Here is a 727-nt window from a genome sequence, read left to right on the forward strand (position 1 = left end):
GGATTGGACTATCTACTTGAGGCCGCAAAAAAGACTCAATTGCCCGTAGTGATTCTGGGCGGAGGGCACCTTGAGTTAGAGCTTAAAGCTCAGGCGAATCAATTGGGTCTATCCGATGTACATTTTCTGGGGGGGTTGCCTGACGATGACAAAGCCGCTCTGTTGACACTGTGCTATGCGTTCGTTTTTCCTTCGCACCTTAGATCTGAGTCTTTCGGTATTTCGTTGCTAGAAGGTGCGATGTATGGGAAGCCGATGATTTCTTGTGAGATAGGCTCCGGCACGACCTACATCAACATCGCAGGAGAAACCGGTTTGGTCGTTCCTCCTCGCGACTCTGTGGCCTTGGCGGCGGCAATGAATCACCTCTGGAATCAACCAGCGGTTGCTGCTTCGATGGGGGAGGCGGCTGCACGGCGTTTCGAAAAATTGTTTTCAGCTGATTCGATGGCGGAAGCTTACGCAGAAATTTATCGGTCCCTGCTTTGAAGTATTTGTTGGTCTGACTGCAGTATCTGCATCAAATCATCTATGTCGGAAACGTCTCTGCGGACTGGCAGAACATAGATGTTCTATGTATTCCCAAGGGTCACCGATGAGATCTAAAACATTCCTGGTTACCGGTGGTAGTGGTTTTCTAGGCTGCGCATTGATTAAACGATTGGTGCAGTTGCCTGACTGTTCTGTTGTGGCACCGCTCCGAGCCGCGTCAGCTGTGCTCCCGACC

General features: G+C 50.8%; 1 protein-coding gene. It reads left to right on the top strand.

Going from position 1 to position 727, the window contains the following annotated elements; all coding sequences use genetic code 11:
- On the top strand, positions 1–489 hold a 489-nt coding region (locus AC1DRJ_RS30935; RefSeq protein WP_477805458.1), incomplete at its 5' end, for a glycosyltransferase.
- Positions 490–727: the final 238 nt, after the last annotated feature.

This window comes from Pseudomonas sp. P5_B2, from assembly GCF_056400445.1.